This is a genomic window from Marinomonas arctica (genome assembly GCF_003259225.1).
GTDB classification, from domain to species: domain Bacteria; phylum Pseudomonadota; class Gammaproteobacteria; order Pseudomonadales; family Marinomonadaceae; genus Marinomonas; species Marinomonas arctica.
Map to the genome: position 1 here is coordinate 43233 of NZ_QHJF01000004.1, position 20276 is coordinate 63508.

Genomic DNA, 20276 nt, shown 5'->3' on the forward strand with positions numbered 1-20276 from the left:
AAAACGTCACATAAAAAGATGAATGCGGATGACTAAATCAACTGACCATCAGATGCCGGAACTGGATTTTAATACGCCAGCTCTTAAGCGTCATCGTAAGATTCGTGCCCTGAAAGACCGTATGGCTAGTATGGGTATTGCAGTTGGCGGCAACAGTGTTATTTTGGCTGTGTTGCTGATTTGTTTCTATTTACTGTATGAAGTGATGCCGTTGTTCTCTGGAGCCTCCATTGAACAGCAGGCCAGTTATGCGGTGCCTGCCGAAGAGCAGGGCGACAGTCTCTATTTATCAGCGGAAGAGCAATCAGAAGTTGGTATGCGAGTCACCAGTCTTGGTAGTGTCGTATTTTTTTCCATTGCAGATGGTAGTGTCATAGACACGGTGGAAAACCTACGTACGGAAGAAGTGACGGCGTTTGCAGTGGAGTCTGATACCAGTCGATTGATCGCATTTGGTTACAACGATGGTAAGGCGCTCATCGTAAAACACGATTACAAAATTTCGTACCCAGATGGCAAACGTAAAATCACCCCGGTTGTTGAATACCCTTATGGGGAAGAGCCGATTGATGTGGCCGATTTTCCAATTAACAAAATGAGTCTTCGTGATGGCAGTGACAGCTTGACCGTGGTGGCGATTGGTGACGGCAAGAGTGCCATTACTAAGGTGTCGAAAGAGGTCAACTTTATCACTGAAGAAGTGGAGTTGAGTGAGCAAAGTAAAGCCTTGCCATTCGTTGCCGATATCGTCAGCGTACTGATTAGTGGTGATCAGCGTTATTTGTACGTCGCAACTCGCTCTGGTCAGCTGAGCGAATTTGATCTGCGTGACTTTGATAACATCACGCTCAAAGACAATATTTCCCTATTAAAAGAAGATGCCAAGCTGGTTTCCATGTCTTACCTGCTAGGTCAGTCTTCTATCATGGTGGCGGATTCTTCTGGTCGAGTGAGCCAATGGTTTAACGTCCGTGATAACGCGACCAATGAAGAGCATTTAACCTTTATTCGGGATGTAAAGCAGCCTGTTGCCTTGGTGGGTTTAGCCATGGAACAACGTCGTAAAGGCTTTGCTACTCTTGATGAGCGTGGCATTGTGGCGATTTATAATGCCACGTCTACGCGTCAGGTTATTGACGAGAAATTAACCGATGGTACGGCTCGTCTGATCAGTTTTGCGCCCCGCGCTAACGGACTGCTATTAGAAGACAGCAAAGGTTTGCATTTCTTCTACGTGGACAATCAACACCCTGAAGTATCTTGGTCTGCCATTTGGGGTAAGGTATGGTACGAGGGGTATCAAGAACCTACCTATACTTGGCAGTCCTCTGCGGCCAATAACGACTTTGAGCCTAAATACAGCTTAACACCGTTGGCGTTTGGTACTCTCAAAGCCGCATTTTATGCCATGTTAATGGCGGTACCCTTAGCCATTTGTGGTGCGATTTATACGGCGTACTTTATGGCGCCAGCGTTACGTCGCAAAATCAAACCGGTTATCGAATTAATGGAAGCCTTACCAACGGTTATTTTAGGTTTCTTAGCGGGTTTGTTCTTCGCGCCTTTTATGGAAGAAAACCTTGCAGCAACCTTTAGTATATTGGTTGTCTTGCCAGTCGGTATCTTGTTGTTTGCTTACCTATGGTCTCGTTTACCACAAAAAGTTAGCTGGTTGGTGCCTGAAGGTTGGCAGCCATTGCTGTTAATCCCTGTCATTGTATTGCTTGCTTGGCTTTGCTTGGCCTTGAGTCCAGTGATAGAGCTTAGCTTCTTTGATGGCAATATTCGTGGCTGGATTACCAATGATCTTGGTATTACTTTTGACCAACGTAACGCGTTAGTGGTCGGTTTTGCCATGGGCTTTGCGGTGATTCCAACCATCTTCTCTATTACTGAAGACGCCATTTTTAGTGTGCCTAAGTCATTAACTCAGGGCTCTCTTGCGTTGGGTGCAACTTACTGGCAAACCATGACTCGTGTTGTTTTGCCGACGGCCAGCCCAGGTATTTTCTCGGCCGTTATGATCGGTATGGGTCGTGCGGTTGGCGAGACCATGATCGTACTGATGGCAACTGGTAACACTCCGATTATGGACTTTAACATCTTTGAGGGTATGCGAACTCTAGCCGCTAACTTAGCGGTGGAAGTGCCAGAGTCTGCGGTGGGAAGTTCTCACTATCGTGTCTTGTTCTTAGCGGCGTTTGTGCTCTTTATCTTCACTTTTGTGGTGAACACAATCGCTGAAACCGTGCGTCAGCACCTACGCAAAAAATACGGGTCGCTATAATGAGTATTGAAATGAAAATGAAGAAAAAGTCCGTATCCGAGTGGGTCAAGTCTGGTGATCCGTGGGTGTGGCTGAATGCGGGCGCTGTGGCGATATCTGTTATCATGGTGGTTGGATTATTGCTACTGATTGCCGTGCGTGGTCTAGGGCATTTTTGGCCTGCAGACGTGGTAGAGGCGAATTATGCTTTACCAGGTCAGCCTGCTTACAACATTGTGGCTGAACGCGTAGAAAGCGTTGAAGTACCCGCAGCGCAATTACGTGAAGCCGGTATCAATATTCCAGATGAACATGAGCTGATGCAGCGGACATTGATGAAAACCGGTAACCGTGATGTTTACGGTGCGGACTTTCGTTGGGTGCTTGATGAGTATTTAACGGACAGCAAACGTCCAGAGATGTTGTTCACAGCAGAGCGTCATGAGTGGGGTAACTTATATGGTTATCTCAAAGCGGTGAAAGAAAACGGACAAATCGTTTCTGAAACGGCGGACCTTGAGCCTACCGATTCGGCATTAGCGACTTGGCAAGTTTTCGAGAAGAGTATTGATCGAGCGGCAAGGATTCATGAAGAGATCAAGAAAATTGAGAAAACAGACATAGGTCGAATCAACTATGGTCTTGAGCGCATTCGTTTAAAACAGCGTAGTCTTGAATTAGAAGGCAAGCTAACGCCGGCAGCCGAGGCTGATCTTGCGGCAGAGCGCAGCCAGTACGATGAAGAATACAAAGGACTGCAACAGAGCTTGATTGATCTTTACGGAGAAATTAATCGTGATAGCTTTATTGTTCAGGTAATGGACGGTTCCGTACACGAAATCGCTGTTGCAAAAATTGTTCATGCTTATCGTGCGAACGCGATGGGGGTTCCTGAAAAAATAGGCTTCTACTTTGTTAAATTGTGGGAGTTTCTCACAGCTGAACCACGTGAAGCCAATACAGAGGGTGGTGTATTCCCTGCTATCTTCGGTACCGTCATGATGGTGTTGCTGATGACGGTTTTGGTAACGCCTTTTGGTGTCGTTGCTGCGGTGTATTTGCGTGAATACGCTTCCCAAGGTTGGGTGACGCGTATTATCCGTATCGCGGTTAATAACTTAGCGGGCGTGCCATCTATCGTTTACGGTGTGTTTGGTTTGGGCTTCTTTATCTACTTTTTGGGGTCTGGTATCGATCAGGCGTTTTTTCCAGAGGCTTTGCCGTCGCCAACCTTTGGTACGGGTGGTCTTATGTGGGCATCGGTAACGCTTGCTCTATTGACCTTACCTGTGGTGATTGTGGCAACCGAAGAAGGTTTAGCACGTATCCCTCGCAATGTGCGTGAAGGCAGCTTGGCTCTAGGTGCGACAAAAGCGGAAACATTATGGCGTGTGGTGTTGCCAATGGCGAGTCCGGCGATTATGACGGGTGTGATATTGGCCGTGGCTCGTGCCGCGGGTGAAGTAGCACCTTTGATGCTGGTGGGTGTGGTAAAATTGGCACCGTCTCTGCCTTTAGATGGTAATTATCCTTATATCCATTTAGATCAGAAATTCATGCACCTAGGCTTCCATATTTATGATGTGGGTTTCCAAAGCCCTAACGTTGAAGCGGCACGACCATTGGTCTACGCAACGGCCTTATTACTCGTGATTGTTATTGCCTTATTGAATTTGTCGGCAGTAACCATTCGTAACCATTTACGTGAAAAATACAAATCGCTGGAAATGTAAGCGGCGGAGAAGAGATTATTATGAGCGAAGCAAAAACACACTCAATTGATATTTCGGCAATGCAGCGTAGCCAAAAGGCTTTGCGTATTGAAGATGAAACCGTTTGCCTTTCTGTAAACGATTTGCACCTTTATTATGGTGAGAAAGAAGCATTAAAAGGGGTGAACATGGTCATCCCTGAAAAGAAAGTAACCGCGTTTATCGGGCCATCAGGCTGTGGTAAATCCACCTTGTTACGTTGCTTCAACCGTATGAACGATCTGGTGGACACTTGTCGCATCACCGGTGAGATTAATCTACATAATGAAAACATTTATGCCAAAGGCACCGATGTCGCTGAGTTACGTCGTCGTGTTGGCATGGTGTTTCAAAAACCAAACCCGTTTCCAAAAAGTATCTACGAAAACGTGGCTTATGGCCTACGTATTCAAGGCATTAACAAAAAACGCCTATTGGATGAAACCGTAGAGTGGTCATTGCGTTCCGCGGCTTTGTGGGATGAGGTGAAAGATCGTTTGCATGAGAGTGCATTGGGAATGTCTGGTGGTCAGCAACAGCGCTTGGTGATTGCCCGTACCGTAGCGGTGAAACCAGAAGTGCTGTTGTTGGATGAGCCTGCTTCGGCATTGGACCCTATTTCGACGTTAAAAATCGAAGAGCTGATTCACGAACTAAAGAACGAGTTCACCATCGCCATTGTTACGCATAACATGCAACAAGCGGCGCGGGTATCGGATTATACAGCGTTTATGTATTTGGGGGATTTGGTGGAGTTTGGCGATACCAATACTTTGTTTACGAACCCAGAAAAACAACAAACAGAAGACTACATCACGGGCCGCTACGGCTAGGCGGAGGACGCATTATGAAAGAATTAACGACGGATCATATTTCTCAGCAGTTTAACAATGAACTGGAAGCGTTGCGTCAGCACTTTTTAACCATGGGCGGCGTGGTGGAAAACCAGGTGCAAGACGCTGTTCAAGCTTTATTAGACAGCAATGGTGTTTTGGCTGAAGAAGTCAAAAACCAAGACGCAACGGTGAACCAATTAGATGGCCTAATTGACGAAGAATGTACTCGTATTTTGGCGAAGCGTCAGCCAGCCGCTTCGGATTTGCGAATGATTTTATCCATCAGTAAAGCCGTTAGTGAATTAGAGCGCATTGGTGACGAAGCGAAGAAAATTGCGAATTTGACACTGAATCTGGTCAACGAAGGCGAGTCTCCTCGTGGTTATGTTGAGATTAACCGTATTGGCGAAATGGTGTCTCGCATGGTGCATGACGCATTGGATGCTTATGCGCGTTTAGACATCGACATGGCGATTAAAGTGGCGAAGCAAGATCGTAACGTCGATCAAGAATACAACACGGCAATGCGTTCCTTAGTAACCTATATGATGGAAGATCCTCGCAGTATTTCTCGAGTGATTAACGTGATCTGGGTACTTCGTTCGCTTGAGCGTATTGGTGATCATGCTCGTCATACCTGCCAACACTTGATCTTTATGATCAAAGGCGTGGACGTTCGTCACGTCAATGTGAATGACTTGACGCCAGATTATAAAGCCAAATAAGTCCTACAACCTTCTCTTGGTGGGCGTTAACGCCAGCCAAGAGAAGGCTTTTTTCTGTTTTCTTCCCTTTCTCTTACTCACTAAAATGTCGATAAAAAAATAGGATTATTGGTGGGCTCTTAAGCGCGCTTTGCTATCATAAGACTTTCGTTTTATTTGGTGTAAGGTGTTATGTTTACTATAGAAATGGACGCTACCGCGTCACTTGAAGCACGTTATCAAGATCTTAATGCTCAGTTAGCGGCGTTGCTAAGTGGCGAGCGTGATCTTATTTGCAATGCGTCTCAATTTTCTGCTTTCGTCATGCAAACCCTTACGGATCTTAATTGGTCGGGGTTTTATTTTGTGCGTGGTGATGAGTTAGTGCTTGGGCCTTATGTTGGCAAGGTGGCTTGTACGCGAATTCCATTCGGTCGTGGGGTATGTGGTAAAGCGGCCATGACATTACAGACGCAGCGGATCGAAGATGTTCATGCTTTCGATGGACATATTGCTTGCGATGCCGCATCGGCGTCTGAATTAGTGATTCCTGTGGTAGTAGATGGCAAGCTGATAGCGGTATTCGACATTGATAGCCCAAACGTTGGACGTTTCTCCGAGGTTGATCAAGCTGGCTTAGAGTCTTTTGTTGGTACATTTATCGATTCGACAGACATTTCTTGGTCGTTTTAAGCCAGGTCTGAAAAATACTGTTCGAGCGCCTGTAACGAGCGAGTGTGCAAGCTGGGTAATTCGTCGATAATCGCTTGCATATCTTGCTCATTGTGCTGCAAGGTGGTTGATTGTTCTATTTGTTGGCATTGCTTGGCGAACGTTGACATGGCCATGTTTAGGCTGGCGGATTTAAGCGAATGGCTAACTTGTCTAAGTTCTGCGTAGTTTTTTTCGTCCCAGGCTTGTAACAATTGCTCTAATTTTTCACTGCTGTCTTCAATGTATTCTAAGCGTATTTGATTAATAGTGTCTCTTCCCAGCAATTGGGTAAGAGTATCTAGGTGTGCTTGATCAATCATGATTATCAACTTTTATTGGTATTCTTGTGTTGGAGAATAGCGCACAAATATGCGGCTCCAACTGCTCTTGTGTCAATGGGAAATAAAGGGGAATGACGGAATATTCTGGGGTACTTAGGGCTTTTGGATGATAGCCGAGTATTGGGCACGATTTTGTTTTCCATTGTAAAATGGCGTCTTTTCCATCCCGTTCAAAGCGCGGTGTGTTGCCTAGCATGATGAGATCGTAGTCTTTATGTTCTTGGAAGCTTCCGTCCTTAGAAAAAGTGACTTCCATATTAAAGGTAGAGAGTTGTAAGCCAATGATTTTGGCCAGATGCGTGTCTGTTTCTATGATCAGGGCTTGTGTTTTGTTGGGGCATTGGAACGTTGGCGAAGTATTTTGATCATTATCATTTGGTTCGTAATAAGGAAGATCGACCCAAAATTCACAGCCTTTCTCTGGCGCGCAAGAAAAATGCATTTCGCCCTTCATCAGATAAACCAATTTATGACACAAAGCGAGGCTTAAGCCAACTTTGCTAGGCAGCGGACCTTCTTGTTGCATGGGCAATGCGGGGTTAATCCTTAAGTTTTGCTGCAGCTGGTTGGGCATACCAAGCCCCGTATCTCTAATGGCAATTTGTAGCATTTTCGCTTCTTTTGCATTCGTAGGCAGCTGTCCTTTTGGGGCGTTCAGTGCGGATGGGCGTACTTGTAAACTAATACTGCCTGAAGGTGTATGAGCAATGGCATTTTGAAGCAATGCGACGATGATTTCTTTGACCCTAGAGAAGTCCATTTGAATATTTGTTGGTAATAGGGGATCTATGTAGGCAATACCTTGTAGGCTTTTTCGTGACATTTGCGGCTCAAAAATAGCAAGGTAGTCATGAATATTTTTACTCAAGTTTTCGGTGGTTATCGTGAGCGAGAGTTTCTTGGCATCAATCAAGGCGAGGTCAGAAAACATTTCGATGGTTTGCAGCAGCTGCTGACCAGACTCTTCAATATGTTGAGACAGTGCCTCTGTATCGTGATAAGACGTGGTGTTTTTGAGGGTTTTAGCCGCCCCAAGAATCGCGTTAATCGGAGAACGTATTTCTTGATGAATAAAAGACAGCATGTCTGATTTGTCTTCATGAACTGAGAGGATGCCAGATTGCAGGTTATCGTTGCGCCGAAAGACATTTTTGAGTTCAGTTAAACCTTTGATGGTCAAAAAACACAGACATAAGAGGCAGGTAAGTAATGCCATTGAAAGCAGTTGAATGTCGTTCAGGTTCTTTTGTAAAGTGGTGTGTTGTCGACTGATGTATTCGTTACTACCTTTGTTCACTAGGGTGACAAATTCATTGATCTGATCCTCGATGTTTTTAATACGGGTAATCAAGTCTGGTAGGTAAGAGCGATCACCGTCTTCTATTCTAGAGAGATTGAAACTGAGCAGTTCTAATTCACCGTTAATAATATTCAGTAATCTGGTTGTGCGCCCCCCCTCAAAATTACGAATCAGAGAGCCGACTTCCCCTTCTCTCAGTAAATCTACGCGACTCATTAGCAAATCGTATTCAAAAAAAGCGTTACCATTAAGTGGGTAATCACTGTCTTCTAATGCCACCAAATAGTTTAGAAATCGATATGACTGTACCTGTAATTGCAAGGCATTCCATAAAGAGCTTTCGAAAACGCGACGACCATTATTTTTTGAACTGTCGCTGGTATAGGTAATAATGGCAAACACGGCGATGGTGATGGCGATAATGAAAGTAATAAAGCCATATACCACCCATATTTTGAACTTGGACAGCCAAGTATTCCCCTGAAAGAAACGTGACATCTCTACTCCGTGATGGCCATTGCTTTGATGTGACGTATTTGCCAGATAGAGCGGCCATAAAACAATTCTGATTTTAATTCTTTGCGTTCATCAAAGGGGTAAATCACCATGATGGGGCCAAGGTTTCTGACGCTCATGGGTTTTCCATCTTGGTGTGTCGCAAAAATAGCCCCATTTTCAGCAAAGTCGCTGACCGGAATTTCCGTCATATAATCATTGAGTGCGGTCACTTGTAAGAGCGTGCTTTGGCTTCCTAAGCGCTTTAATAAATCTATGGCGGAGAAACCTTGATAAGTGTGAAGGCCTTTTGCCCATGGGTTATGAGTCGTAATGGAATATTGTGGCAAGGTTTGCAGCATGGTCATATCGAATTTGACTTGCCGTTCCGCGCTTATCGCCCCAGAGACAGTGAGTATGGTTTTGTTATTTGGCATCTCTGATGCGTGAGTTGCGATAGACATAAATATTAAGCACAAAAAAACAGAGGGAAATAATAAACGCATAGATGAAAGCCTTGACGCCGTTAAATGATAGAGTGATGTCTATCGATAATATAAGAGTTTTATAATAGACAAAAATAACGGTCTTGTGTGGCGAATGCTAAAAATAACATGATATTTCATCAATAAAAAAGCCATTTGGGTGGACCAAACGGCTTTTTTGTTTTTTGACGTATTCGCACCGCCTTTACGAGGCGTTGGCGATGTCTTCTAGGCGTAAACAGGCGGCTTGATGCTCTTCGGACAATACCTGTAAAGTGGGCTTTTGTTGTGTACAGATCTCATTGGCATGAGGGCAACGAGTGCGAAACACACAGCCAGATGGCGGGCTAATAGGTGATGGTAAGTCGCCAGTCAGCAGCTGAATTTTTTTCCCTCGTTCTACTTTAGGGTCCGGCACAGGCACCGCAGACAATAAAGCCTTGGTGTATGGGTGCTGAGGATTTTCGTACAATGCTCGTTTGCTGGCAAGTTCCACCGCGTTGCCCAGATACATGACCAAAACGCGATCTGAAATATGTTTGACCACACTTAAGTCGTGGGCGATAAACACCAACGATAAGCCCATTTCTGCTTGCAATTCTTTTAACAGATTGACGACCTGTGCTTGGATAGAAACGTCCAAAGCGGATACAGGCTCATCACACACAACCAATTTTGGTTTGAGGATCAGTGCTCGTGCAATGCCAATGCGCTGACATTGACCACCTGAGAACTCATGTGGATAGCGGTTAATCACGTTGGGTAATAAACCCACTCGGTCCATGATGTTACGCACTTCCGCTTTCATTGCTTCTTTTGACAGCTCTGGGCGGAAAGTTTTGAGTGGTTCGGCAATGATGTCGCCCACTGTCATACGAGGATCCAGTGACGCCAAAGGATCTTGGAAGATCATTTGCAGTTCTTGGCGTTTACTGCGCATTTGTTTTTTGTCTAGATCCGTCAGATCTTGTCCAAGCCACACCACATTGCCTTCGGTAATCGGTACAAGGCGCAATAAAGCGCGCGCCAGTGTGGATTTACCACAACCTGATTCACCTACGACACCCAGTGTTTCCCCAGCGTAAATGGTTAAATTAACGCCATCTACGGCCTTGAGAGTTTGGCCTTTTTCCCATGGCCAAGCGTTGTCTGATTTGATGTTGAAGTGGACTTTTAAGTTGTTCACTTCCATTAATACGGTATTTGCAGTCTTCATTAGGCGACCCATCCATCAACGGATTTATGACAAGCGCGTAGCTGACCCGGAGCAAACTCTTTTAGTTCTGGCATACTTTCTCCACAGCGATCTTTGGCAAATTCACAGCGTGCTTGGAATGGGCAGCCTGAAGGCATTTGCAGCAAGTTAGGTGGATTCCCCGGAATCGTTGATAGCTTTTCGTCATCGGCATCTAGGCGAGGAATGGCGTTTAACAAACCTTGCGTATACGGATGCGTAGGGCGATAAAACACGTCCTCTGCTGTACCGTATTCCATGGTTTGCCCAGCGTACATCACTAATACCTTGTCACATAAACCGGCGACCACTCCCAAATCATGAGTGATCATGATGATAGAGGTGTTGAAGTCGTCTTTCAGTTCATTCAACAAGGTTAGAATCTGTGCTTGCACCGTCACGTCTAACGCTGTGGTTGGCTCATCGGCGATCAACAGCTTAGGTTGGCACAACAAGGCCATCGCGATCATTACTCGCTGTCTCATGCCGCCAGAAAACTCGTGCGGGTACATGTTCATACGCTTGTGCGCTTCTGGCATCTTGACCGCGTCGAGCATTTTCACCGAGGCTTCAAACGCCTCGGCTTTACTCATACCTTTGTGAAGCATCAAGACTTCCATGAGTTGCTTGCCGACTTTCATATAAGGATTCAATGAAGTCATTGGATCTTGGAAAATCATCGCAATGTCTTTGGAACGAATGCGATTCATGGCTTTTTCGTTGAGCGTCAGAATGTTTTGCCCTTTAAAGCGGGCTTCCCCTTCAATGACGCCATTGCCTGCCAATAAGCCCATAAGAGCAAAGGCCGTTTGGCTTTTGCCTGAGCCTGATTCGCCGACAATACCAAGCGTTTGCCCTTGTTCTAAGGTGAAGTTGAGATCATTCACGGCCGTCACAAAACCATCTGGCGTTCTGAAATTGACACGTAAGTTCGTTACTTCTAATAAATTTTCTGTATTCGATAAACTCATAAGGCCTCCTTAGCGGTCTTTTGGATCAAGCGCATCGCGTAAGCCATCGCCGAGGAAGTTAAAACAAAACAGCGTTACCACTAAGAAACCCAGTGGCCACGCCAATTGCCAGATGGCAATCTCCATATTCTGAGCGCCTTCTGAAATCAGCGCGCCCCAGCTGGTCATTGGCTCTTGCACACCCAGTCCCAAGAAGCTGATAAAAGATTCTAGTAAGATCATATTTGGTACCAGCAACGTCGCGTAAACCACCACGATACCCAGCACATTTGGCACAATATGACGCAAGATGATTTTCGGTGTTGAGACACCGCAGGCGTAAGCCGCTTCGATGTATTCTTTATTTTTCAGACTTAACGTTTGACCGCGTACAATCCGCGCCATGTCGAGCCAAGAAATCGCGCCAATGGCGACGAAGATCAAGAAGATATGGCGACCAAACAAGGTCATTAAAATGATCACAAAGAACATAAACGGGAAGGAGTTAAGGATTTCCAAGAAGCGCATCATCACACTGTCAACGCGTCCGCCAAGATACCCTGATGCCGCCCCATAAAGGGTACCTATGATGATCGCCACGGCACTGCCCATGATGCCGACTAATAATGAGATTTGCCCACCTTGCATGGTGCGCACAAAAATATCGCGGCCTAAGGTGTCGGTGCCAAAGTAATGACCGTTTTCAATATTTGGGCGTCCTAGGGTGGAAATATCAGACAGTGCTTCCCAATCGATGTCATCGTAATTCCATTGGCTGAAAAATGGACCCAATAAAGCAATCGCGGCAATCATGGTCAAAATAATTAAGCTGGTGACAGCGGCATGGTTTGAAAAAAAGCGACGACGAGCGTCTTGCCATAAGCTACGACCTTCGACTTCCACCACTCTTTCGGCGAACTGTTCGACGGCCTGAATCTTGTCTTTTGTAGTCATCATAATAGTGAGGCCTTAGTAGCGAATTTTCGGGTCAATAACCGCGTATAAAATATCAACGATGGCATTGAATAGAATGGTGAGAGTGCCGACCAAAATGGTGACGCCCATGACCATGGAATAGTCGCGGTTTAAAGCGCCATTGATAAAGTGTTGACCAATACCACCGGTACCAAAATACACATCAACAATCACCGACCCCGTTACTATGCCGACGAACGCTGGCCCAAGATAAGAAATCACCGGCAACATGGCAGGGCGCAATGCGTGTTGAAAAATAATGCGATACTTCGGTAAGCCTTTCGCGCGTGCCGTACGAATAAAATTAGAGTGCATGGTTTCGATCATACTGCCGCGAGTAATACGAGCAATTTGAGCGATGTAGCTGGTGGACATGGCAATAACGGGCATCACCAGATAAGGCCAAGCGCCGCCGTTCCAGCCACCAGGCGGTAGCCATTGATTATAAATAGAGAAAAATAGGATACACAAAGGAGCCAAAACGAAATTTGGCAACACAATGCCCAGATTGGCAAAGCCCATCACACTGTAATCCAACCACGAATTTTGTCGCAGCGCGGCAATAATGCCGCAACCTACGCCGATCAAGAGGGCAACAAGAAAAGACCAAATGCCGATTTCTGCCGAAACGGGAAAACTCTGTGCGATGAGCTCATTAATGGTGAAGTCTTTGTAGCGGAAAGACGGGCCTAAGTCACCTTGAAGTAAACCGCCAAGATAGTAAAAGTATTGATTAATCACCGGCTCATCTAAGTGATACTTCGCATTGATGTTTGCCAATACCTCTGGCGGTAGCGTGCGTTCACTGGAGAATGGGCTGCCTGGAGCAGAATGCATTAAGAAAAATGAAACCGTAATCAAAATCAATAAGGTTGGAATGGCTTCTAAAATGCGTTTTGAGATAAATGTCAGCATAAAAATTACCGGATTCGTTGTGCTGGGTGACGGCCAACACAAAAAACCTGTAGGAGTTCAAGAGATCCCCAGCACCGAAGTGCTGAGGAGAATTGTCAACATAGAACAACAACGCCGAATTAGTGCTTGATGATGTACATATCACGCACATAGACGTTATCTTCTGGGTTAGGCATGTAACCCCCTAAGTAGCTTTTGACCAAACGCTTTTCGGTGTACTGATAAATAGGAGCTACCGCCATGTCTTGTTCAATGGCGATTTCTTCCGCTTTATTGTAGTTCTCAGCAGGGTGCTGCATGGTACGCGCTTCGGTTAGTAGCTTGTCGTATTCGGCGTTGCTGTATTTACCATCGTTATTGCCATGGGTGGTGGTCAGAAGGTCTAGCATGGTGGAGGCTTCGTTGTAGTCCCCGATCCACCCTGCGCGTGCGATATCAAACTGTTGGTGTTTTTTCGTTTCTAGATACGTTTTCCACTCTTGGTTTTCCAACGTCACATTCACGCCCAAGGTTTTGTTCCACATGGATGCAATCGCAATGGCGATTTTTTTGTGGTTCTCGTTGGTGTTGTAAAGCAAGCTAAAGGATAGTGGGTTACTTTGCGTGTATCCCGCTTCTTCTAACAGGGCCTTCGCTTTTTCGTTACGCTCTTTTTGTGTCCAAGTAGCGTATTCTGGCGTGGCTGGTGAGAAGTCGTTTACCACTTCTGGGGTAAATGAATAAGCTGGAAGTTCGCCTGTGCCAGTCACAAATTTGGTGATCACGTCACGATCGATAGCGTAAGACAAAGCTTTGCGCACTCGTACGTCGTTGTATGGGGCCTTGGTTGTATTGTATTGGTAATAATACGTCCCCAGTTTTGGTGTCACCACAACTTCGTCAGGAATGTCGCGCAGAAGCTGTTTGTAGTGGTCATTGGGTAGCTCATAGCTCAAATCCATTTGGCCTGCTTGGAAGCGTTTTAGCTCAGCGTTAGGGGATTCAATCGGTAAATAAGTCACCTTGTTGATGATGGTTTTTGCGTCATTCCAATAATGGCTGTTACGGGAAAAAACCATTTTTTCGTTAACGACCCACTCGTCCATTTTGTAGGCACCGTTAGACACTATGTGTTCTGCTTTTGTCCAATCGTCGCCCCATTTTTCGACCACTTTTTTCGGTACTGGGAACATGGTTTGGTGAGAGGTCATTTTGACAAAATAAGGGACAGGGCGCTCAAGGGTCACTTGGAAGGTGTGGTCATCAATGGCTTTGACACCAAGCGTGGAAGGTTCCGCTTCGCCAGTGATGATTTTAGAAGCGTTAACAATGGACGGAATCTCCATGAACCAAGCGTATGGAGAAGCGAATGCCGGATCAACGGCACGGGTAAAAGCATACACAAAATCTTCGGCCGTGACGGGGTCGCCGTTAGACCATTTAGCGTCTTTGCGTAGGTGAAAGGTATATTGCGTGTTGTCAGCATTGACATCGTAGCTTGTGGCGACGCCTGGTATTTGGTTGCCGTCACCATCTTGGTTGTATAAACCCTCAAAAAGATCTTTGGCGCGAATGGATCCGGGGGTACCCTCAATTTTTTGCGGATCAAGTGAGGCGGGTTCTGAGCCTCCACCACGAACGAGTTCTTGTTTGGCAGCGAGTTCTACGCCAGCCGGTACGTTCGCAGCTTGGGCTTGTAGGGTAAAAAGAGAAGTGGCCAGAATAGCACTGGCGAGTAATGTTTTTTTCATTTTGATAATGTCCCTTATAGTTAACTTTTGTGTGCGTTTTTTATATTCAGACGCGATACCAGCACAGGTTCGTATTCGTCTTACGCTTTGATAGTTCACCAATTTACAAAAGGTCACAATCGAAATTGCGTATCAGGTCATGCGTCTAATAAATGTCAGCTTTATTAAAGAGCGATGGAAATGTTGCTGAAGGCTTGAAGGCATTGAAGATTCCATTTAAGAATCTTCAATTTGAAAGGCTTTGTGGAGCCATGAAAGTCCTCATGGTATTCTGTGTCGCTATTAGATACATTTAAAAAAGGTCTAACTTTAGGAGTGATTTGGCATCGTGATTACACACCCGTTTAAAGCCGCTGGGGCTTTTTTAAGAGCGTTTCCCTTGGTTTTGTCGAAAGATTTAAGATTGTTTATTTTAGCCCCTTTATTGGCCAACTTTGTTTTAATGGCGCTGATTTACATGGTGGCATTTGGCTATTTTCAAGATCTATTAAGTTACGCTATGGGGTACGTACCTGAGTGGGTGTCTTTTTTAAATTGGCTCTTTTATATTATTTTTGGCGCCATTATTACCGTGCTGTTGTTTTACAGTTTTTCGGTAGGGGTCAATATTTTGGCAGCGCCATTTATGGCGTTTTTGGCGGAAAAAGTGGAAGAAAAAGAAACCGGAAGAGTCTTTGATGAAACGCTGACAGCGGGCGTCATCATGGCAATTATTGGTCGCAGTTTGCAGCGGGAAGGTCAGAAAATTCTGTATTTTCTGCCGCGCTTTATTTTGCTGCTATTATTATCTTTTATTCCTTTGGTTAATGTGATTGCCCCAGTATTGTTGTTACTTTTTTCCGCTTGGATGTTATCACTGCAGTATATGGATTACGCGTTCGATAACAATAAAGTAAAATTTCATGACATGAGAATGGCATTACGTTCCAAACCTTTATTGTGTTGGACGTTTGGCGCAATTGTGATGGTTTCTTTGACGATTCCTTTCTTTAATCTTTTCGTGATGCCCATTGCGGTTGTAGCGGCCACTTTGTTGTGGATTTCGGTTTTCCGATCAGAGCACGGGGACTTTTCCGCCTTGCTTGATCGCACTAATGGAACTTTGTGATGTCGTTAAAAATTTTGGTAGTAGATGATGCTTCTTTTACACGTGACTTGATCCGACGAACCTTGCGTAAGCAGTTTCCGGCAGTGGAAATTGAAGAGGCGGTAAATGGCCGAAAAGCACAACAATTATTGGCTAAGGTTCAGTTCGATATGGTGTTGTGTGACTGGGAAATGCCTGAAATGACAGGGGTAGAGCTGCTTAAATGGTGTCGAGAGCAACCCAAGTACAAAAAAGAAGATGTGCCTTTTGTGATGATTACCAGCCGAGGCGATAAAAGCCATGTGGTGGAAGCCGTTCAATCTGGTGTGACGGACTATCTTGGTAAGCCTTTTTCGAGTGAGCAATTAATTAATAAGGTCATTTCGGCCGCGAAAAAACACGGAATTGAGCGCAAATTATCGTCACAAAAGCCTCGTGAATCCTCACCGGGTGGTGTCAGTTCTGCTTCGTTGGATGTGTTAATGGGGGCTGGAAAAGGGGCGACTCCTGTTCAAGCGACTAAGTTTATTCATCCCGACGCGCCAGCGGTATCGGTGAAAGATGTTAAAATCCCGACCTTGGTTCGCTTTGAAGGCAAACAGTTTCGCTGCATGATTGTGCATTTTAGCAAAACAGAAGCCACTATGTTCATTAAGAGCGATGATGTTGTGCCGCAAGTGCTGGGGCAAGCCGTTTTGGACTTGGAGTTCAATGGCAAGGTAAATCGTCTTAATTACTATGTTCAATCGGTCGCGACGACAGAGAAAAAACACGATTCGACGTTTTTAACCGTGGTATTGAGTTTAATCGATCAAGACAGCGAGAAAGAGGCTTTTATTGCTCAGCTGTTTGATAGCTTATGATTTGTCGTTTGTTTGTATAAAATCATGACCTACAAATAACCAATCCCCTGTAGGTCGGCCTTTATGCTGACAACATTTTTATTTTTCAATGCCCAATGTATTGGATGTATTTGAGCTTTCAGCAGTCGGGATAGGCAGCGCAGGAATCGTATCGTTTCGGGTACGATTCGCTGGGAAGTGACAAGAAAACGTGCTGCCGAAGCCTGGCTGACTGTGAATCTGCAGTTTGGCGTCGTGGTGTAATAACACGTGTTTTACGATGGCTAAGCCAAGACCTGTTCCGCCAGTTTTTGACCCTCTCCCTTTGTCTACCCGGAAAAAGCGCTCTGTGAGTCTTGGAATGTATCTTGGTTCTATACCTAGGCCACTGTCTTTGACGGAAAAAACGCCGTTAAACTCACTGGACTCCCATTTTATGGCAATCTCACCACCGTCTGGCGAATACTTAATGGCGTTAACAATGAGGTTTGAAAAAGCGCTGTAGAGTTCTTTATAGGAGCCATATAAGCGTGCATCTTCTGGGATTGTTAGAGACACTGTGTGTTTATCGGTCAAAATAGGCGTAACCGTCTTTTGAATAGCCTTAACTAAATCACACACCTTATGCCACTGATTTTCCTCGCGTTTGTCGTTACTTTCTAAACGAGACAGTAATAGCAAATCTTCAATCAGTTGTTCCATGCGCTCAGATTGTTCAGACATGTTAACAATGCCTTTTTGCATACTTTTCGGCAGGCTGTCTTTGAACATTTCTAACGTTTCTAAATACCCTTTTATCACGGTGAGCGGTGTTTTTAACTCATGGGAGGCGTTGGCGACAAAGTCTTTGCGCATTTGTTCTAGTAAGTGCAGTCGAGTGACATCGCGGACAAAAATGAGATGATCGTTTTTGTCGTACAATGTGGTCTGGATTTCTAGGTACATGCCTTCTTTGGCGGGAGACTTTATGACTAGCGGTTCACCAAAGCGTTTTTGACTAAAGTAACGAAAAAAATCTGGATTACGCACAATATTGGTGATTGCTTGACCGCGATCTGTTGGGCGCTGTAAACCAAAAAAATGCGCCGCAGAGTTGTTCCACCACTCTAAGTTACCTTGGTTGTCCGCCATGATAACGCCTTCTTTTAAAGCGGTTGTGGAACTTTCGATTCGTGTTAGGGCTTGGCGCATCCGACGTTTGGATTTACGCTGTTTTTTTTGCAGACGATAGACTGCGTCAAAGACTTCGCCCCAGATACCACTGGCTTCCGGTGGTGCTGCTCGGCCAGAATGGCGCAACCAATCATGGAACTGATACAGCTGATACAGCTGCCAGTATAAAGAGCCTAATACATACAAAAGCAAAACACCCAACAAGTGCCCAAGAATCAGGCCAATGATAATGCTGGCGGTTAAACCAGCAAGCCACGCTATAATGGTGTTTCGCCAAATTGTTTTCATAAAGACCTTTTTGCTGAGAAGCGATAGCCAGTTCCCCGGACTGTTTGTATCAAGAAATCATGAGTGCTACCAATGGCTTTGCGTAAGCGACGGATATGAACATCAACGGTACGTTCTTCAACGTAGACGTTTCCGCCCCATACCTGATCCAACAGTTGAGCTCTTGAATACGCTCGTTCTTGATGAGTCATGAGGAATTTGAGTAGACGATATTCTGTTGGTCCCATATCCAGAGGACGAGCGCCTATGGTAACGCGTTGGCTAATAGGATCAAGCATTAAGCCTTCTATCTCTATGGGCTCATCAACGCCTTGAGGGGTGGCGCGGCGCAGTACGGCTTTCAGTCGTGCGACCAATTCTCTAGGAGAGAAGGGCTTAGTGATGTAGTCATCAGCGCCCACTTCTAAACCTTGAATTTTGTTGTCTTCTTCGCTTTTGGCCGTCAGCATAATGACCGGTATCTCGGCCGTAGTAGTGTCTTTTTTTAGTCGGCGAGTCAGTTCTATACCACTTCCGCCAGGCATCATCCAATCGACCAAAATGAGGTCTGGACGGTGATCCACAATGATCTCATGGGCTTGTTGAATATTTTCGGCTTCCAGATACTCATAGCCTGCCATTTCAAGGGCAATAGCAATCATTTCACGTATGGAAGATTCGTCGTCAATTATTAATACTTTTTTACCGGTCACAGGATTTATCCTCATCTCAGGAACGGTTTCATTAAAGCGAGCAAATGTGACAATTCAATGACACTGTCACAACTTTGCCATATATTACATAAAATAGCTTGTCACAAGACCGATAAAGAGGCAGTAACCAACACGGTTATTGTCTAAAAAGGAGCGAAAACACGCTTGGCGATCACGATCCTTTGCTTGCCTCCATTGCTGATAAAATAGGCCGATACAGATAACAAGTGAGACAAAGTATGGCCACTGTAATTCTGCCAATAAGCCAATCCATGTCAGTAAGGATAAGGTTAGTCCTTGCAGGCAAATAATGACAAATAAATCGTATTGACCAAATAAAATGGCCGTTGATTTTACGCCAATCTTTATGTCATCGGGACGATCCGTCATTGCATAATAGGTATCGTAAGCAATTGTCCAAAAGCAGTTCGCCACAAACAGCATCCACAATTGTGGATCGGTTAGGTCGCCGCCCTGTGCACTGTAAGCCATTGGAATAGCCCAAGAAAAGGCTAGCCCTAGGAAAAGCTGAGGCAGATGAGTGTATCGTTTCATAAAGGGGTACAGTGCAGCAAGCCCCAACCCCACAAATGACAGCAAAATCGTTCGCATATCAGTAAACAGTACCAAAACAAAGCTTAGAGCACAGAGCGCACCAAATAAGGTAAGAGCCTCTTTTTCTGACACCCGGCCCGATGGTAATGGGCGGTGTTTAGTACGCTCCACATGGCCGTCGACTTTTCTATCCGCGTAGTCATTAATGACACATCCCGCAGAGCGCATGCTAAAAACGCCCAGCACGAAAATGAGGATTAAATGCCACTGTGGTAGGCCATCGGCCGCCAACCACAACGCCCACAGTGTTGGCCAAAGCAGCAGCAAAGAGCCTATAGGGCGGTTAAATCGAGTTAAGTCTGCGTAGTCTTTAAGTTTGCTCATAACAATCCAAACGGTAGTTTTAGCTGGTTAATCTCATCAAAAAAAGCCTCATTGACTAATATTCCAGGGCCATATTGATGGAATACGGAACGTCTTGCCCACAAGGCGTTTTGCTGATCGGGAAACATGCGTTGTGGTAGCTGAGTGATTTCTATGTTACTGCGAATGAGCGACCTGTGTTGAAACAAATAACCACCTAAGGGTTTATGTTTTAAATGTTTTACTTGTCGCCAGTGGCCTTGTAAAGACCGAGCCGGAATAATAGAGCGAGCATAGATCACGGCTTTGTTGTCTACTTTCAATAAAACCGTACGGATTCGAGCGGCTTCTCTAGGACGTAACTTTAAGCGCTTTTTTTCTCGAGCGGTAGGTGTGCCCCACACTTCTTCAATAACCTCGACATCCAGCTTGCCAAGGCATTGTAGGGCCGCGGTTAAAGACGCTTGAGTCATTAACCATGGCCAGACCGCTTTGGGAACCTTGGTCTTATTCACTCGATGGATAGGACACCAACGATAGTTAAATTGTTGGGCGGCTAATGGGTTCATGATAGTCATAA

Annotated in this window: 19 protein-coding genes; 7 read left to right on the forward strand and 12 right to left on the reverse strand. The window is 45.3% G+C overall.

Annotated features, from left to right (window positions below; genetic code table 11):
* The first annotated feature begins 28 nt into the window (after positions 1-28).
* From DK187_RS02955 to DK187_RS02975, 5 genes are all read left to right on the forward strand, one after another.
* Positions 29-2287 carry an ABC transporter permease subunit gene (locus DK187_RS02955; protein ID WP_111605854.1) on the forward strand — a complete coding sequence of 753 codons (2259 nt, stop codon included), beginning with the start codon at positions 29-31 and terminating at the stop codon, positions 2285-2287.
* Between the two features lie 11 nt (positions 2288-2298).
* Entirely contained in the window at positions 2299-3999 is a 1701-nt protein-coding gene (pstA, locus tag DK187_RS02960) for a phosphate ABC transporter permease PstA (protein ID WP_111605965.1), read from the forward strand.
* Between the two features lie 20 nt (positions 4000-4019).
* Positions 4020-4850, forward strand: coding sequence for a phosphate ABC transporter ATP-binding protein PstB (gene pstB, locus DK187_RS02965; RefSeq protein ID WP_111605855.1), 831 nt, complete (start codon positions 4020-4022; stop codon positions 4848-4850).
* A gap of 14 nt (positions 4851-4864) precedes the next feature.
* The gene (phoU, locus tag DK187_RS02970; protein WP_111605856.1) at positions 4865-5578 is read left to right on the forward strand and encodes a phosphate signaling complex protein PhoU; all 714 of its coding nucleotides are present in this window, start codon (positions 4865-4867) and stop codon (positions 5576-5578) included.
* A 171-nt stretch (positions 5579-5749) separates the two neighbouring features.
* Positions 5750-6250: a GAF domain-containing protein gene (locus DK187_RS02975; RefSeq protein ID WP_111605857.1), complete on the forward strand. Its 501-nt coding sequence runs from the start codon at positions 5750-5752 to the stop codon at positions 6248-6250.
* On the opposite strand, the gene DK187_RS02980 is transcribed toward DK187_RS02975, so the two are convergent.
* The 8 genes from DK187_RS02980 to DK187_RS03015 all read right to left on the reverse strand — a co-directional run bounded on the left by DK187_RS02980 (position 6247) and on the right by DK187_RS03015 (position 14696).
* The gene (locus tag DK187_RS02980) at positions 6247-6591 is read right to left on the reverse strand and encodes an Hpt domain-containing protein (protein ID WP_111605858.1); all 345 of its coding nucleotides are present in this window, start codon (positions 6589-6591) and stop codon (positions 6247-6249) included. The genes DK187_RS02975 and DK187_RS02980 overlap by 4 nt on opposite strands.
* Positions 6584-8410 (reverse strand): sensor histidine kinase, encoded by a 1827-nt coding sequence (locus tag DK187_RS02985; RefSeq protein ID WP_111605859.1) that lies wholly within the window; start codon positions 8408-8410, stop codon positions 6584-6586. Before DK187_RS02985 ends, DK187_RS02980 begins: the two co-directional genes overlap by 8 nt.
* Positions 8411-8412: 2 nt before the next feature.
* Entirely contained in the window at positions 8413-8871 is a 459-nt protein-coding gene (locus DK187_RS02990) for a putative pterin-binding protein (protein WP_223232267.1), read from the reverse strand.
* A 226-nt stretch (positions 8872-9097) separates the two neighbouring features.
* On the reverse strand, positions 9098-10108 hold the full coding sequence (gene oppF, locus DK187_RS02995) for a murein tripeptide/oligopeptide ABC transporter ATP binding protein OppF (protein ID WP_188322940.1): 1011 nt from the start codon (positions 10106-10108) through the stop codon (positions 9098-9100).
* On the reverse strand, positions 10108-11097 hold the full coding sequence (gene oppD, locus DK187_RS03000) for an ABC transporter ATP-binding protein (RefSeq protein ID WP_111605862.1): 990 nt from the start codon (positions 11095-11097) through the stop codon (positions 10108-10110). The genes oppF and oppD overlap by 1 nt, the downstream gene beginning before the upstream one ends.
* Positions 11098-11106: 9 nt before the next feature.
* Positions 11107-12033, reverse strand: a complete 927-nt coding sequence (gene oppC, locus DK187_RS03005) for an oligopeptide ABC transporter permease OppC (protein WP_111605863.1) — start codon at positions 12031-12033, stop codon at positions 11107-11109.
* A 12-nt stretch (positions 12034-12045) separates the two neighbouring features.
* Positions 12046-12966, reverse strand: coding sequence for an oligopeptide ABC transporter permease OppB (gene oppB, locus DK187_RS03010; protein ID WP_111605864.1), 921 nt, complete (start codon positions 12964-12966; stop codon positions 12046-12048).
* Positions 12967-13085: 119 nt separating this feature from the next.
* Positions 13086-14696: an ABC transporter substrate-binding protein gene (locus DK187_RS03015; protein WP_188322939.1), complete on the reverse strand. Its 1611-nt coding sequence runs from the start codon at positions 14694-14696 to the stop codon at positions 13086-13088.
* Positions 14697-15024: 328 nt separating this feature from the next.
* Between DK187_RS03015 and cysZ the strand changes: the two genes are divergently transcribed.
* Entirely contained in the window at positions 15025-15804 is a 780-nt protein-coding gene (gene cysZ / locus DK187_RS03020; protein ID WP_111605865.1) for a sulfate transporter CysZ, read from the forward strand.
* A complete protein-coding gene (locus tag DK187_RS03025; protein ID WP_111605866.1) occupies positions 15804-16646 on the forward strand; it encodes a response regulator in 843 nt (280 codons plus the stop codon). The genes cysZ and DK187_RS03025 overlap by 1 nt, the downstream gene beginning before the upstream one ends.
* A gap of 78 nt (positions 16647-16724) precedes the next feature.
* On the opposite strand, the gene phoR is transcribed toward DK187_RS03025, so the two are convergent.
* From phoR to DK187_RS03045, 4 genes are all read right to left on the reverse strand, one after another.
* Positions 16725-18086, reverse strand: a complete 1362-nt coding sequence (phoR, locus tag DK187_RS03030; protein ID WP_111605867.1) for a phosphate regulon sensor histidine kinase PhoR — start codon at positions 18084-18086, stop codon at positions 16725-16727.
* Positions 18083-18778: a phosphate regulon transcriptional regulator PhoB gene (gene phoB / locus DK187_RS03035; protein ID WP_111605868.1), complete on the reverse strand. Its 696-nt coding sequence runs from the start codon at positions 18776-18778 to the stop codon at positions 18083-18085. The genes phoR and phoB overlap by 4 nt, the downstream gene beginning before the upstream one ends.
* 84 nt (positions 18779-18862) lie before the next feature.
* Positions 18863-19717, reverse strand: coding sequence for a 4-hydroxybenzoate octaprenyltransferase (ubiA, locus tag DK187_RS03040; RefSeq protein ID WP_111605869.1), 855 nt, complete (start codon positions 19715-19717; stop codon positions 18863-18865).
* On the reverse strand, positions 19714-20274 hold the full coding sequence (locus DK187_RS03045; protein WP_111605870.1) for a chorismate--pyruvate lyase family protein: 561 nt from the start codon (positions 20272-20274) through the stop codon (positions 19714-19716). The genes ubiA and DK187_RS03045 overlap by 4 nt, the downstream gene beginning before the upstream one ends.
* Positions 20275-20276 lie beyond the last annotated feature (2 nt).